Genomic DNA, 15,560 nt, shown 5'->3' with positions numbered 1-15,560 from the left:
GAATCCCGCTGCCCATAACCTACCAAGCGGACTGTCATATTGAACAGTTACTGCGTGTCATATGCTGGATGTGACAACAGATCAAGCTGAATTGGAGATGCTGATTGATGCAAAAAAATAAAGCCCGGCGGGCGTGGCAAAATCTAACCGTTCTGCTCTTACGCCTGTTATGGAGCATAGCGGTCGTTATATTGATGTATCTGGATAAGCCGGATTTCCCGCTCTGGCTAGTGCTGCCAGCGGTATTGCTGGGCGGCTTAATTCCTTCATGGGTTGGACGGGATTTCAAGACGCGGTATATTCTTCTGGAATTTATATTCGCAGGCGGGGTCGCGTTCGCGCTGGCGTACTATTTTGGCTTAACGCGATTATTCCTGCCTGCTGTAATGATGCTTGCCTTCCATACCCGGGACAAGGCGCACTTATATACGCTTCCAATCACCTTATTGCTGTACAGCTTAAGCGCCGGACCCGCCATAGGGGAAGGACTGTCGCACCCGCTGATCTGGAAGAGCCTCTCGGATGGGTTGTTCGTCTACGCAGCCGGATATGGATTGCAGATGGGAGCGAAGTCAATCAACGCGATCCGGCAAAAGCTGACGCTAGTCAACGAGCAATATACCATTCTGGAGCAGTATTCCTCTCAGATTGAACGCATGACCCTGCTGGAGGAACGTTACCGGATGGCCGGGGAAGTGCATGATACGATTGGACACAGCTATACTTCGATGATTCTGGGTCTGGAAACGCTGAGGCCGCATGTAGCCACGCAGGAAGGAGAGCATAAGCTTCAGGGTGTTCTGGAGCTAGCCCGCAAAGGGCTGGAAGATGTGAGGCGGCAGGTCCATCAGATGGACCCGCTGGAGGAGCCGGTGACCTTGGACCGGGCTTTGATGCAGATTGCCGGGCAGTTCGAATCCAATACGGGGGTCGCATTGTCGTTCCGCACGATGGGCGAGCCTTATGCGGTGATTAAGCAGGCCAAACATACGTTATGCCGTTCGCTGCAGGAGGCACTGACCAATGCCAGCAGGCATGGGCAGGCGAGTGCCATCCGGGTGGTCCTGCAATATGATCCGGCCCAGCTCATGCTGCAGATTCAGGATAACGGCAAGGGAACTGCACAGCTTCGCTACGGCTTCGGCCTCACCGGTATGAAGGAGCGTCTTGCGGCATTACAGGGCAAGCTATACATTGATTCCCAGGAAAATGACGGCACGCTAGTAACCTGTATGATTCCGAATCAGACGCAGGAAGGGGAGCGGCGGATTGATATCCTGCTGGCTGACGATCAGCCGCTGGTCCGCGAGAGTCTGAGGCTGCTGCTTGGAGAGGAGAAGGATTTCCGGATCCGTACTGCCGCGAGTGGCAAGCAGGCGCTGGAGCAATGCGCCGCCGAGCAGCCGGATATTGTCCTGATGGATATTCACATGCCGGAAATGGACGGCCTGGAGGCTACCCGGCAGCTTAAGGAGAAGTGGCCGGAGATCCGGGTCATTATCATTACAACCTTCGAGGAGATTACCTATGCGGCGGAAGCGCTGCGGCTTGGCGCTGAGGGCTATCTGCTAAAGGCGCTCCATCCGAAGGAATTGGCGGCGACGATCCGCCTGGTCTACGGAGGCGGGACGATGATCTCGCAGGAGGTGGCCCAGCAGCTGTTCCAGGATCAGCAGTTGGAAGCTTCGCTGAATCCGTATGACCTGACCGAGCGGGAGCTGGAGGTTCTGCAAGAATTAACGGAAGGGCTGCGCAATAAGCAGATTGCCCAAAAGCTGCATCTGTCAGAGGGAACCGTCCGAAACTATATTTCGGCGATTTATTTGAAGCTTCAGGTGGGCGACCGCGACGAGGCCGTAGAGAAGAGCAGGAAAGAGCAGCTGGTGCAGCCTCGGGCATAGAATTGATTTAAGATTGATAGCTGGCGGATGCCTTGCTAATCATACAACGAAGAATACAGCAGCCGGCCCGGAGGCCGGCATATGGAGGATATTATGTTAATTCAAATTATAGGCGTGGGCAAATTGAAGGAGAAATACCTGATCGACGGTATCGCAGAGTATGCCAAGCGGCTGACGCCGTACCTCAAGCTCCAGCTTATCGAAGTAGCCGATGAGAAAGCACCCGACAACCTAAGCGCCGCAGAGGTTGTTCAGGTTAAGGCACGCGAGGGCGAACGCATCCTCGCGCACATCAAGAGCGAGGCGCATGTTATTGCGCTCGCGATCGACGGCAAGCTCTGGAGCTCCGAGGAGCTTGCCGCAGAGATCGACCGGCTCGGCACCTACGGGACGAGCCATGTCGCCTTCGTCATCGGAGGCAGCCACGGGCTGTCCGATGAAGTCCTGCGCCGCGCCCAGCAGCGCATGAGCTTCGGCCGCATGACGCTGCCCCACCAGCTCATGCGGCTGGTGCTGGTGGAGCAGGTGTATCGGGTGGTGAAGATAAACCGGGGGGAACCGTATCATAAGTAGGGCGAACTATTGAAGAATTCAGATGTTAGAGCCTAAATGGAGGATTTAAATATCAAGTAGCATTGAGATAAAGAACTGCTGACCTGAACCGAAGAATATATTTCCTTAAGGGTTGCTGCTGGTCTAAGCCCAAAAGATTTGGCAGGCTCGACAATAGCCCTTCAAAACAGCCTCTTTATTGTTACTTTGAGGGAAGCTGATAAGCTAGTTGGAATGGGTAGAATTATTGGAGATGGCGGCTGTTTTTTTTCATATTGTTGATATTGCAGTCGATCCGATCCATTAAGGAAAAGGGCTTGGTAAACGGATTATGTCCGAGCTAATAAAATATTTGGACGAGAAGGCTCCGAAGGGTTCCTATGTTAGTTTAATCGCCGATATACCAGCAGATAATCTATATAAGAAATACGGGTTTGAATACACATATCCAAAATCAGTTGGTATGTAAAAGGTATTGAGTTAATGAGAAACTCAAGCCGACACAGGAGCAAATTAGCCGATGGTATCTCAAAGGCCAGCATGACGCTACCGACGCGCCTCCTATCGTCCAGCCTGATTAACACAAGCAAGCCGAGATGAACGGTTTTAGGTTTGTCTCCTGTGCATGGATCTGTCTTTGGATCTCGTAACCATTTAATGGTATTATCACATGCGCTGGAATATCAATCCACTCTTGTAAACAATTCCATTTTATTTAAAGGACTGAGCTATTAGAGGAGAATACAATGAGGAAAAAAACAGCTAAAAATAATATAACGCTTCCCGATAGATTAAATCATTTAGAACCGAATGAGTATCCGCTCAAGGAAGCTTATGCATATGAAAAAATAATTAAAAGCCTCCGAGAATTTGGTCTTAACGAAAGCGGTTGGACAAATGCAACTCCTTCAGCCGTTCTTCGGCCAGTATCGTAAGAAGAGTGAGCGAAGCAACTAGCAGCCATTATATGGAAATATTCTCAAGCATGGTCAACCTTCATAATTTGCCCGAAATTTTGAGAGGTCTCAGAAATGATGGGCTTCATTTTGGTGAACTTGGATATGACTATTTATCAGATAAGATTTACAAAGAACTAACTACTCTTCCTGAAATGGCGTTAAGCTAACTGGGAACGTTGGTTAAATAATTAGGGAGCAGATCGCCGTGGCAGGCAGCAGCTCCCTTTTTCGTTGAAGTAACTGGAGTTTAATTCTATTACGCATAATATTAGTTTGACTGAATGTGTACTGGTGATGTCCTGCAATAATCTATCTTGAAATTAGCTGATCTGCAGCTCTACGCAGGGTTTCTGCTCATGGAGACGTTATCATCATCCGTTCTAACAATGCCCAAATCTGTTCTGCCATAACTGAAGCTGGATATGGAATCGAATTGGTAATCCACCATTCGAAAGAGCTTATTATAGCTGACGCTAGAAATTGTACTGTTATTTCTTTATTAAAATCTGGCCCGAAAGAGATTAAATCAAATTGTTTACTGAGACTTTGTTGGGCAATAAGAAGTAAGCGATTCCTAAAGACAGGTATTCCTCTATTTTTCAGCATAGTTGAATACAAATTGGAGTTCTGTTCTAAATATTCAAAAACTCGAAGCAATGTGGATTTCGAAGTGAATTTATCTGTGACCTCATCGGGAGCACACTTTTCTAATAATTGATTAATTTGTTCTTCTAAATATTGATCAAGCAGGTCATATTTATCTAGAAAATGTAAATATACCGTTCCACGATTTACATTTGCTAAATCAGCAATTTTATTTATTGTGATATTTTCAATGTCCATTTCCGACAATAGCTCTATAAAAGCATCCATGATAGCCTTTTTGGATTTTTGAATACGTCTGTCCATTTATTTCTCCTTCGGAGTCAGAATATTAAACATTCCTTAGGTGTTTGTTGATTATTCAACAATTATAATCGTTTTAGCGATTGAACATTCCTTTGATTTTTTATATTGTGATTTTATCAAACAAACGTTGAATTTTCAACGAGTGTTAAATAATCTAATTGGAGGAAAATACTATGAAAGCTATTGCTCTAACCGGTTTTGGTATCCCTGAATCTTTTGAAGAGTGTCAAATTTCAATTCCTGAGTTAACAGATACACAAGTTCTTGTGGAGGTGTATGCCTCATCTATAAACCCTGGCGATAATCATTTACGTTCCGGCGATCTAATGCAGAGTGCAGTAGGAGATCAATTTAAAATTCATTTCCCTCATTTTCTTGGGGGTGATGTTGCAGGAATTGTAAGGGGGGTTGGAAAGGAGGTACACCATCTTAAACTTGGTGATCGTGTTATGGGTATGGTTCGTGGCGGCTCATATATGGATTATGTGGCAGTAGAAGAGAATACCTTGACGACAATACCGGAAAATGTATCCTTTGAAGAAGCCAGTGCCGCACCCACAATAGCCTTGACGGCCTGGCAAGCACTTTTTAAGCACGGCAACCTTCAGGCAGGTCAACGTATTTTTATCAATGGTGGTGCAGGTGGTGTAGGACATGTAGCCATTCAGTTGGCAAAACAGCACGGTGCTTATGTAATTACAACTGCAAGAGAGCATAATCGCGAATTTGTCATGGGTTTAGGTGCTGATGAGTTTATTGACTTTACAAAAATTGACTTCACTAAAAGTATATCAGAGCCTGTAGATATTGTTCTTGATACAGCTATGTTGGAAAAAAAACAATTAGAAACAGGACTGCCAGGAGAGTTTGGAGATAATAGCTATGCTATTTTGAAGGATGCTGGAAAGTATATTTCAATCATATCATTCGGTATTGGAATATCTCCAAGAGTTCGTAACATTGAACCGATCTTTTTCCAAGCAAATCCTAATCGGTTCGACCTGAACGAAATTTCCATTAAAATGCAAGAAGAAAAGCTCAAGATTCATGTAGATCAAATATATCCATTTACTGCTAATGGTTTGTTCGATGCCTACCGTAAAAGTGAACAACAACCCAAACGAGGAAAAATTGTGATTTTAAAGGGAGAATAATTTCTTTATTGAATTTACATAAGATAGCAGAATCGCTTGAAGTTAATTTAGTTCAGCTATTTGCATATCAGAATGAAGAGTTTATGGTTACTTCAGCTGAGAGCGATATTCAGGATATTGTAAGTATGCTTCGTGACGCTAATGACGAGAAGATACGCGTGGCGAAAAATGTACTTAAAGAATTATTATGAGATACGTCCTTCAGAGCAAATGAGGTCATTGAAAGTAAACGCACAAGCCACTGGCTTGTGCGTTTTGCTGTAGCTTAAGTAATAGTTCTTATTTTATGATTAATGGCAATAGTCTGAAATTTGATTTTCTAATAATCTTATTAATTTACTAAGGAGCAGCCAAGACATTATTTATCGGATTTATAGTAGTTATTATCGTATTATCCATCTTAACCGGAATGATGCAGGGGACTAAGAAGATTAAGATGTCTTATAAAGACTTGTACCAACATAGAAAGTAATCCTTTTATTGAGCAATGTTTTTAAAAATGTAGAGATATCCGAATTACTTGCTTAAAAACATGTCGAGATAAAGATTTTTGCTTGATATGACCATCAGTAACGACCTAACATATGAGCTGATATACTTAGTCTATAAAGAGATGAACATGGAGTGATTAGGGGATGATGAATTTATATGGAGCGGAGCATCACTTGATGGTGGTGTCAGACGCTATTGATGCGGAAGAACACCGGCATTCCTTTTTACAGGTGACGATCTCATTAACAGGAGAATTTGATATTGATGTAGCGGGGCAAAGCTTGAGTTGTCCAGGAATCATTATCAATTCGAACGTCGTTCATCGCTTAAAAGAGGCGGGACACCCGTTGATGCTTCTTCTGATAGATAGCACCTCTGAGATGGCTGCAAGCTTTAGGCGGTATCTGGAGGGGCAGCAGTATTATGTGTTTCCGCAAGGAATGATGAAGAGCATTCGCGAATTTGTGCAAAAAGAGTATGCTGGCGTTAAGGACCCGGACAGCTATCGTTCTTTTCTGGGACAACTCATGATGCTATTGGGCGTAGAACAGGTGAATACAGCTATTGTTGATCCGAGAATAAGAGAGTTTATTCAGCTCATAAAAGATTGCACGAACTCCGAACACTCCGTAAGTCAATACGCCCGGCAATTTGGTTTATCCAACAGCAGAATGTCGCACCTCTTTAAAGAAAATACAGGCATTTCGCTTAGCGGGTACATGGTGCTGCACAAGCTGCAGAAGGCAACCTATTTAATTTTTGAGGGGCTCAGCATTACGGATGCGGCTATGGCAGCAGGATTTGACAGTCCGTCACATTTAGCCGCCACCAGCAAGCAGTTGCTGGGAATGACGGCGAAGGGTATTCGCAAAGATAGCGTCTTTTTAAAAGTTTCTTGCCTGTATTAACCTTACAATGGGTGCAGGAGGTGTGTTCCATGAGTGCATACTTGAAGGAAACCGAATTACTAAACTATTCTCACCCATTGATCCAGCAAATTGTTCACAGCCGCCAGTGGGATTCGATGTCCAGGAGGGAACAAATTCTTGGCATATATAACTACGTGCGTGACGAAATCCGGTTCGGCTATAACCGGGCAGATGATATTCCGGCAGCGGAAGTATTACAGGATGGCTACGGTCAGTGTAATACAAAGGGTGTGCTTTTTATGGCGTTGCTAAGGGCTGTGGGAGTGCCATGCCGTATGCATGGATTTGCCATTGATAAGAAGCTGCAAAAGGGGGCAATGAAAGGGTGGTATTACCAACTGTCTCCCCAGGAGATCATTCATAGCTGGGTTGAAGTGCTATATGAAGGCAAGTGGTTGAATATCGAAGGATTTATACTGGATATTCCCTATTTGACCAAGCTTCAGCAAAAATTTGAACAGTGTACGGGTTCATTTTGCGGTTATGGCGTTGCAACCGATAATTTTCAAAAGCCGGATATACATTGGAACGAAAATGATACCTACGTGCAAAAAGAAGGAATCGTTCAGGATTTCGGGATTTATGACAGCCCTGATGCCTTCTTCACGGGTCATCCGCAAGGGCTCAGTCCATTCAAGAAAATAATCTATAGCAGGGTGGTTCGGCATCTTATGAACCGGAACGTCGATCACATAAGGCAGGGGTAGCTAACTGATTCTAGATGTGAATAAAGAATTATTATGAGGCAAGCCTCTCAGGGCAAATAAGGTCGTTAGAATCAAAAGCACATTTATTCCAGCTAAACTGTTAAATGCAGCAAGAAGAGATATTGTACTGGGCTTATATGACTTAAAGCTTAACAGCCAGAAGAAAAGAACCAAGGTTTTGAAAGCAAAAGAAAAAATAAGCTTTGCTCCTGTAAAGCCATACCTTACGGCCTCTGTAACGACTAAGGAACAGTACGATGCTTGCGTGAGCTGTGGAATTAAGGAAATCTATTTTGAAAACGTTGTGAGAAGAAATCAGAATGATTATAAGGAACAAGAAGGGCAGCTGCTAATCGGAGGATATGGCGGTATTTATCACTACAGAGAAACAAATCCGTTTGTTACCGACTATTCTCTAAATGTTATTAATGCTACCAGCTGCTATGAATTATATAAATTAGGTGCAAAACGAGTCACTTTATCTTATGAATTAAATAAGGGCCAAATTGAAGATTTAATGACGAAGAGCTATGAGTTAAAAGATGAGCACGGAACGTTCCCTATCATTTCCCATAATGATTGTACAACGACTCTCCTTAATGGGAAGACGCTTAATCTTTTAGATGAGCTACCAAACATCAAAGGAATCGAGGCGCTCAGATTAAACTTCACAGTTGAATCTAAAGAGCAAGTTGTGAAAGTCATTAATATGGCGTCAGGTAAATTAAATGGCTCAATGAATAATGCTGTCTTTAATCAGGAAACAGACACAAGAGGACATTTTAATAAAGAGATTGTGTAGTCGTGGAATTCATTAAATGTCCAAAATCTTGGGAAATACTACAAGTAAATCTGGGACAGATGCAATTCAATCCAATCATAAGGATGACCTTCAGATGAAAATATTATTAGTTGAAGATGATAAGACGATCGCGTCGGGACTGGAATATTCGCTGCAGCAAGAGGGTTATTGGACCGTTCTCTGCCATGATGCCGCTTCAGCCCGAAAGGTGCTCGCCGAAGACATCGATCAGTTCACTTTGTGCCTGTTCGATTTACAGCTTCCAGACGGAACTGGTTATGAATTATGCAAGATGGTGAAGGAACGACGGGATATTCCGGTCATTTTCTTAACGGTGATTGATGATGAGGTCAATGTCGTGATGGGACTCGATATGGGAGCCGATGATTACATTACCAAACCTTTTCGGGTTCGCGAGCTTCTCTCCAGGATCAAATCCGTCTTGCGGAGATACCAGAAGCTGTCCCACGCCGGAGCGGTCATCGACATTGACAATGTGCGCATCCATACGCTGGAAGGCAAAGTATATAAAAACGGTGCCGAAATTTCGCTAACCGCCTTGGAATACCGCTTATTGCTGATCTTTGGCAACCACGTTGGACAGGTCCTCACCAGGAATCAGCTCTTGGAGCAAATCTGGGACGTGGCCGGCGACTTCGTGAATGACAACACGTTAACGGTCTATATCAAAAGGCTAAGGGGAAAGCTGGAGGATAATCCAGAGCAGCCGGCTCTGATCAAAACGGTACGCGGTTTAGGCTATAAGGTTGGTGATTAGATGCTGCGCAATCGGGAAAATCAAATATTATTACTCGTCATGGGCTCGATCAGCTTATCGGCGATCGTCATTGCTGCTTTCATTTCGTCCGTCGCCGCAGCCCTGGTTATTATTGTATCCGTGCTGCTTACCGGCACAGCTTTATTATTCACAAAACGGAGATATTACGAGCTAGAGAAGCTGTCCGTCTATTTGCGGGAGATTAGCAGCGGCCAGGCCTCCCTTGACCCTCGCGATAATCAAGAAGGTGAGCTTAGCATCTTAAAGAATGATATTTACAAGGTTACACGCATGCTCTCCGAGCATCGTTCGCTATTGCAGCGGGATAAGCTTCAACTGACCGATGCCATCTCCGATATTTCACATCAGCTCAAAACACCGATCACCTCTATGACAGTCATGGCAGATCTGTTAAGCGCCCCTGATCTGCCTCCACTCAAAAGAACGGAGTTCACCCATCATATTCGCATTCAGCTTGAACGGATCGATTGGCTTGTTTCATCCTTATTAAAGCTAGCGAAAATGGAAGCGGGAACTATCCCGTTCAAAAAAGATCGAATACACATGGAAACCCTAATCCAAAAGGCACTGGAGCCGGTGATGATTCCGATGGATATTAAGGGACAGACCGTTTCCATCACAGGGGATGACAACGTCTCTTTTGCCGGCGATTTCCATTGGACTGCTGAAGCGGTTATCAATATTTTGAAAAATGGAGTGGAGCATACACCTGAGGGCGGTGCGATTACCATCACATTTTCCGACAACGTGCTATTTACGGAAATCGTTATTGCTGACAACGGAAAGGGCATTCCGAAAGAGGATTTGCCTTATATTTTCAAACGTTTTTATAAAGGAAAAAATGCTAATGAAGGAAGCATCGGTATAGGGCTTGCGATGGCTCACAGCATCATTGCAAGCCAGAACGGCGTGATTGATGTAACGAGCGACAGCGGGACTGGTACAGAGTTTCGGATCAAATTTTATAAGCATGTGATTTAACAGCACTCCGTAAGTGACTGAACTGTCACCTCCAACGTCACTGTAAAGTCATTTTGGACAGATAAAATGATATTCATCAGATGAACGATGGAGGTACAACCATGCAAGTGAAGCAGCAGCGCAAGATTACTTTTATTATCACGATAGGCTACACCCTGATTATTCTTTATTTTATGCTTTTTGCTTTCGGCAGAGCGGATAAGGTAGATCAAATCAGTCAGTACACCTTTATTTTTTTGCCGGACGGTTTTTTTAGGGTGCCGGGTCTTTCCGATCTTCTACATCCGACACTGATGGACTTGGTGGGTATTGGAAACTTTGCAGCCTTCATACCTTTTGGCATACTGTTTCCGTTGTTATACCGCACCAGCTTTGTTCGCTTCATGACAGGGTTTATCCTGTCCATTCTTGTGGTGGAGACCATCCAGGCACTAACATTCCTCGGCAGCTTTGACACGAACGACGTCATACAGAACTCATTGGGCGCTGCTATTGGATTCGGGGCGTACAAGATTGGCTTCCGTACAAAAAACTACTGGAGAAATATCGCTGCTACGGGAATTGCCAGTGCTGTCTTAATGCTCGGCGTGTGGGGGGTCTTCGGAGTAGTTGATCAAGTGTTCACCAAAGAGGTGGGCCCTTTTGTAGCGATAAACGAATGGAAAGATAGTAACGGAAATCGATTAACGGGAACCAAACAGGACAGTCTTAAGATTGGCGGTCAAGACGTGACACCCCAATATAATGTGTATGGCATCGAAGGTAAAAAGAAGGAAACATATACGTATTCGCTAGGCAATAAGGGAGAGTTGTATCTTAGCTTGAATTATGGAATTCCTGATCATAAGGATTTTCAGGGCAGCATTAAGGTTACGGTTGACGGGCATGAGCTCCTGTCTGTATCTGCAGAAGATCAGCTCCATGAGCCGGATATGAGGATCCTTTATCTCACCCGGGCTAATGAGCTTAAGATAACCATTGAGGGGAATGAAACCCTTTGGGATGTTGGATATAGAGAGATGGTATATACCTGGAATTGAGCATCTAGGGAAGGGGGGATGACAATGGAGATTTTAACAATTGAAAATTTGTCCAAAATATACGGCACAGGCGAATCGGCGGTGAAGGCGCTTGATGATGTTTCCTTTTCGGTCCAAAAAGGTGAATTCGTCGCAATTATCGGACCTTCCGGATCGGGAAAATCGACACTCCTTCATATGCTGGGCGGTGTGGATCGACCGACTGGCGGGAAAGTGTATGTTCAGGATACGGATATGTATACCTTGGACGAAACGCAGCTGGCCATCTTTAGACGCAGGCAAATCGGGCTGATCTACCAGTTTTTCAATCTGATTCCCGTCCTGACGGTGGAAGAGAATATTACGCTGCCGCTCTTGCTGGATCAACAAAAGGTAGATCAAAAGCAATTGGCTGATCTTGTGAATACGTTGAATTTGCAGCATCGATTAAACCATCTGCCGAATCAGCTATCCGGCGGACAGCAGCAGCGTGTCTCGATTGGCAGGGCGATCATCGGCAATCCTGCGATCATGCTGGCCGACGAACCCACCGGGAATCTGGACAGCAGGAATAGCAGCGAGATCGTCGATTTATTGAAAATGCTGAATAAGACCTATCATCAGACACTGATCGTAATCACGCATGACGAACGGGTCGCCCTGCAAGCCGACAGAATCATTTCAATCGAAGATGGGAGGATTGCCAAAGACGAGGTGATAAGGCGATGAATATTGTCAATACATTAACCATCCGGCATCTGAAGCAGAACAAGAGACGAACACTTGTGACTATTCTTGGCGTAATTATTTCGGTATCCATGATGACCGCTGTCATTACGCTTGTTTTTTCCTTTGCGGATTTAATGATCAGACAAACTATCACAGATACAGGGGAGTGGCATATTCAGTATCAAGATATAACCAAGGAACAGCTTGCGGCGATACAGGGCGATGATGCAACCAAAACGGTTGCAATCACAAGAGACCTTGGGTATGCCCCATTAGAAGGGGGACAAAATTCCAATAAGCCGTACTTGTTCATTAAGGAATATGATGTGCAAGGGTTCACACAATTTCAGATTGAAATAAGCAAGGGGCGTCTTCCGCACACGGACAAGGAGGTTGTGATCTCCGAGTCTGTTGCAACAAATGGCAAAGTGAAGTACGAAATCGGCGACCGTCTAACGCTTCGCGTCGGCGACCGATTCGAACAAGGGGGCGATCATCCCCTGGATCAGACGGAACCGCTGCGCAGGGAAGACGGCACATTGACCGAGACATTACAGCATAGCATAATTAGGGATTATACGGTGGTAGGCTTCATTAAACGTCCGGTGTCGGAAACGGCTTGGGCCCCGGGTTATACGATCATTAGCTATGTCGATGATCATATCATCGGGGGGGACGATCGGGTCGATGCGTCGGTGGTCTTGCAGCAGGTCAATCCGTTCTTGTTCGCACATGCGGAGAAGCTGGCTGAGAAAAACCAAATTGACACTGTCCAATATAATAACGATTTGCTTCGTTATTATGGCTTGTCCAGCAGCGGAGCCTCATCCAGCATGATGTTCTCATTATCGGCAATCATTATGGGGGCCATTATAATTGGCTCGGTTGGGCTCATCTATAACGCTTTTGCGATATCCGTCTCGGAACGTTCCCGCCATTTAGGGATGCTCGCGAGCGTGGGGGCGACGAAAAGGCAGAAGCGAAATTCCGTATTTTTTGAAGGTATCGTCATTGGTTTGATCAGCATTCCCATTGGCATCTTATGCGGTCTTGCCGGAATCGGAATCACCTTTTCGTTCATGAACACAATGATTGAAGGGGCATTATGGACTAGTGAAAAGCTGAGGCTTATCGTCACGCCGTTATTGCTCTTGATTACTTGTCTTGTTTCGATGCTGACGATTTTCGTTTCGGCGTATCTCCCGGCGGTTAAAGCATCCAGGGTATCTCCCATGGACGCGATTCGCCAAACCACTGACGTAAAGCTTACGGCCAAAGCAGTGAAGACGTCGAAGATCATTCGTAAGCTCTTCGGAATCGAAGCAGAAATCGGGCTGAAAAACTTAAAAAGGAACAAACGAAGACATCATGTTATTCTTTTTTCGCTTGTCATCAGCATCGTTTTGTTTTTGACGATATCGTTTTTCACGACTGGCCTGACACAATCTCTGGCATTGTCGCTGGAAGGCATCAATTACGATATTGAAGTGTCGTCCAGTAATGGAAAAAGACTAGATGACCGGTTGATGCAATCGCTTGTATCTCTGGATGGCGTCACGGAATACAACGTGAGTCATGAGTTAGTCGGGAACGCTTGGGTCGATGCAGCAAGCATCGCCGACGAGTTGCAAGAGAAGGTTAAGCAGGATAAGAGTATGCTGCAAGACGGGAAATACCCTTACGAAATTAAACTCTATGCACTGAATGATTCGAGCCTGCAAGCCTATGCCAGAGCGGTTGGCGCAGATTACGAACAGCTTACGGATCTGGATCATCCCGCCGCAATCGTGATGGATACGATTCATTACAAAGATATAGATACGGGGAAATATATTCAGACGAAGTCCATATATGCGAATATCGGTCAACATATCGAGCTAACGAGTTTTATTAATGAGAGCGGGGAAGAAACGAAGGCAAATAAAGTGATATTTGCCGCATTGACGGATAAGGCACCGATGGGGATGAGCCCGGTAGGCGTAGGCGGGTTAAATATGATCGTGTCGGAACGCGTCATGAATCGGCTGGCAGACGGCGAGGAGCTGGCTAACGCTTCGATGTACCTCCATTTGAAAAGCACGGAACCGGTGAAAACGCAGCAGGAAATTGAAGCGATGAATGAGACCAATCTGAATGTCTACAATGTATATCAATCCAGAATAAGCGAAGAACAACAGATTCTGCTGATGAACGTCTTTTCTTACGGTTTTATCGTATTAATCTCTGCGATTTCCGTTGCGAACATCTTTAATACGATCTCAACAGGGCTGGCTCTTCGCAAACGGGAATTTGCGATGCTGAAATCCGTAGGCGCGACGCCAAGGGGGTTTGCAAAAATGCTGAACTATGAGAGTGTTTTTTATGGGGTCAAGTCGCTCTTGTATGGGCTTCCTGTCAGTTTCGCCGTGATGGTTCTAATCTATAAAGCATTTGCGAACAAATTCAGCTATGGGTTCACCCTGCCCTGGATGAGCATTCTGTCTGTCATTGTGTGTGTATTTGTCATTGTCAGCTCTGCGGTTGTTTATTCCGGAGCTAAAGTAAAAAAGGAGAATATTATTGATGCATTAAAGCAAGAGAATATATGATTCACTTACTTCACCCAGAGGAGGAGACGTTACCCGACGTCACACACAATCATGCGAGTCAATCGATTGCTCTCCATGCTGCTGATCATCTCCGGTAAAGGTACGGTAACGGGCAAGGAGCTTGCCGAGCATTTCGAGGTATCCTTGCGGACGATCTACCGGGATATCGAAAAAATAGGAGAAGCCGGCATACCGGTTGCATCGTCCAGCGGCAAGGGCGGAGGATACTATATTATGGACAGCTATAATATAACCAGCCTCTTTTTAAACCAGGATGAAGCTCATACGTTTGTAGCTGTAATGAAGAATTTACACGGCTTGTTTGGCAGGAACGAAGCTTTTAATGACATCATGCTAAAGGTTGAGCATACCTATAAGCAGGAGCAAGGTAAGCACAAACTGACTCTGGATATGTCCCATTTCAGCATGGAGCAGGAAATTAAAGAGTACATGGGGATCATAAGCAAGGCCATCACGGATAACAGGCTGCTGGTGTTCGACTATATCAACAGGGATATGGAATACCTGGAGCGAACGGTAGAGCCAAGCTGGATTGACTTTCGCCACGGCCATTGGTACGTGATAGGTTTTTGCCGGGTCAGAGAGGACTACCGCAGATTCAAGCTCGTGCGGATCAAGCAACTGAAGCAGGGACCGCCTTTTGCAAAAAGAGAGCTGCCCGATGACCGAATCGCCGAGGTCATTGAGCACAGCTATTCGCAGCGGGACATACAGGTTGTGCTCAGATTCACTTCGCGAATTGGCGCGCAGCTTACTGAGTACTTTCAGAAAGAGAAAATTAGCCGGGGTGAAGATGGCTTCTATCTCGTTAGGGATACTTTTCCTCATGAGGAGGGCCTGCTGAAATTCATTCTAAGCTTCGGCAAGGAGTGCGAGCTGCTGGAGCCTCGTGAATTACGGGCGGAGCTTCAGCAATATATGCAAAATATGCTTCTATCCTACAATGACTGACGCCCTGGTGTCAGTCATTGTGTTCTATAGTGGGGATATCGGCGGAAAGAATACATACCGCCCGCTA

The 15,560-nt window shown here is 45.2% G+C and carries 15 protein-coding genes and 1 pseudogene; 15 read left to right on the top strand and 1 reads right to left on the bottom strand.

Annotated elements, in window-relative coordinates; all coding sequences use genetic code 11:
* Positions 1 to 107: 107 nt before the first annotated feature.
* The 4 genes and pseudogenes from MHI45_RS18250 to MHI45_RS18235 all read left to right on the top strand — a co-directional run bounded on the left by MHI45_RS18250 (position 108) and on the right by MHI45_RS18235 (position 3,388).
* On the top strand, positions 108 to 1,901 hold the full coding sequence (locus MHI45_RS18250) for a hybrid sensor histidine kinase/response regulator transcription factor (protein ID WP_340895818.1): 1,794 nt from the start codon (positions 108 to 110) through the stop codon (positions 1,899 to 1,901).
* A gap of 93 nt (positions 1,902 to 1,994) precedes the next feature.
* Positions 1,995 to 2,474, top strand: a complete 480-nt coding sequence (gene rlmH, locus MHI45_RS18245) for a 23S rRNA (pseudouridine(1915)-N(3))-methyltransferase RlmH (protein WP_340899682.1) — start codon at positions 1,995 to 1,997, stop codon at positions 2,472 to 2,474.
* A gap of 99 nt (positions 2,475 to 2,573) precedes the next feature.
* Positions 2,574 to 2,922: pseudogene (locus tag MHI45_RS18240) on the top strand (GNAT family N-acetyltransferase).
* A gap of 277 nt (positions 2,923 to 3,199) precedes the next feature.
* The gene (locus MHI45_RS18235; protein ID WP_076111746.1) at positions 3,200 to 3,388 is read left to right on the top strand and encodes a hypothetical protein; all 189 of its coding nucleotides are present in this window, start codon (positions 3,200 to 3,202) and stop codon (positions 3,386 to 3,388) included.
* 378 nt (positions 3,389 to 3,766) lie between these two features.
* Here the strand turns inward: MHI45_RS18235 and MHI45_RS18230 are convergent, their stop codons facing one another.
* Complete coding sequence (locus MHI45_RS18230) at positions 3,767 to 4,321, bottom strand: TetR/AcrR family transcriptional regulator (protein WP_076111747.1); 555 nt, start codon at positions 4,319 to 4,321, stop codon at positions 3,767 to 3,769.
* A gap of 173 nt (positions 4,322 to 4,494) precedes the next feature.
* Here MHI45_RS18230 and MHI45_RS18225 point away from each other — a divergent pair, with 173 nt between their 5' ends.
* From MHI45_RS18225 to MHI45_RS18175, 11 genes are all read left to right on the top strand, one after another.
* A complete protein-coding gene (locus tag MHI45_RS18225; RefSeq protein WP_340895823.1) occupies positions 4,495 to 5,475 on the top strand; it encodes an NADP-dependent oxidoreductase in 981 nt (326 codons plus the stop codon).
* Positions 5,476 to 5,483: 8 nt separating this feature from the next.
* Entirely contained in the window at positions 5,484 to 5,666 is a 183-nt protein-coding gene (locus tag MHI45_RS18220) for a hypothetical protein (protein WP_340895825.1), read from the top strand.
* A 444-nt stretch (positions 5,667 to 6,110) separates the two neighbouring features.
* Positions 6,111 to 6,875 carry a helix-turn-helix domain-containing protein gene (locus MHI45_RS18215; protein ID WP_038598174.1) on the top strand — a complete coding sequence of 255 codons (765 nt, stop codon included), beginning with the start codon at positions 6,111 to 6,113 and terminating at the stop codon, positions 6,873 to 6,875.
* Positions 6,876 to 6,904: 29 nt separating this feature from the next.
* Positions 6,905 to 7,603 (top strand): transglutaminase-like domain-containing protein, encoded by a 699-nt coding sequence (locus MHI45_RS18210; RefSeq protein ID WP_340895828.1) that lies wholly within the window; start codon positions 6,905 to 6,907, stop codon positions 7,601 to 7,603.
* Positions 7,604 to 7,781: 178 nt separating this feature from the next.
* Positions 7,782 to 8,405: a hypothetical protein gene (locus MHI45_RS18205; RefSeq protein WP_340895831.1), complete on the top strand. Its 624-nt coding sequence runs from the start codon at positions 7,782 to 7,784 to the stop codon at positions 8,403 to 8,405.
* Positions 8,406 to 8,499: 94 nt separating this feature from the next.
* Positions 8,500 to 9,183: a response regulator transcription factor gene (locus MHI45_RS18200; protein ID WP_340895832.1), complete on the top strand. Its 684-nt coding sequence runs from the start codon at positions 8,500 to 8,502 to the stop codon at positions 9,181 to 9,183.
* Entirely contained in the window at positions 9,184 to 10,185 is a 1,002-nt protein-coding gene (locus MHI45_RS18195) for a sensor histidine kinase (RefSeq protein WP_340895835.1), read from the top strand.
* A gap of 101 nt (positions 10,186 to 10,286) precedes the next feature.
* Positions 10,287 to 11,225 carry a VanZ family protein gene (locus tag MHI45_RS18190; RefSeq protein WP_340895836.1) on the top strand — a complete coding sequence of 313 codons (939 nt, stop codon included), beginning with the start codon at positions 10,287 to 10,289 and terminating at the stop codon, positions 11,223 to 11,225.
* Between the two features lie 24 nt (positions 11,226 to 11,249).
* Positions 11,250 to 11,933 carry an ABC transporter ATP-binding protein gene (locus MHI45_RS18185; RefSeq protein WP_340895839.1) on the top strand — a complete coding sequence of 228 codons (684 nt, stop codon included), beginning with the start codon at positions 11,250 to 11,252 and terminating at the stop codon, positions 11,931 to 11,933.
* Positions 11,930 to 14,521 (top strand): FtsX-like permease family protein, encoded by a 2,592-nt coding sequence (locus tag MHI45_RS18180; RefSeq protein WP_341119249.1) that lies wholly within the window; start codon positions 11,930 to 11,932, stop codon positions 14,519 to 14,521. Before MHI45_RS18185 ends, MHI45_RS18180 begins: the two co-directional genes overlap by 4 nt.
* 51 nt (positions 14,522 to 14,572) lie before the next feature.
* Positions 14,573 to 15,493, top strand: a complete 921-nt coding sequence (locus tag MHI45_RS18175) for a helix-turn-helix transcriptional regulator (protein WP_074087053.1) — start codon at positions 14,573 to 14,575, stop codon at positions 15,491 to 15,493.
* Positions 15,494 to 15,560: the final 67 nt, after the last annotated feature.

It is taken from the genome of Paenibacillus sp. FSL H3-0321, assembly GCF_038002865.1.
Lineage (GTDB): Bacteria > Bacillota > Bacilli > Paenibacillales > Paenibacillaceae > Paenibacillus_AQ.
This window is presented reverse-complemented; position numbering and strand designations above follow the sequence as displayed.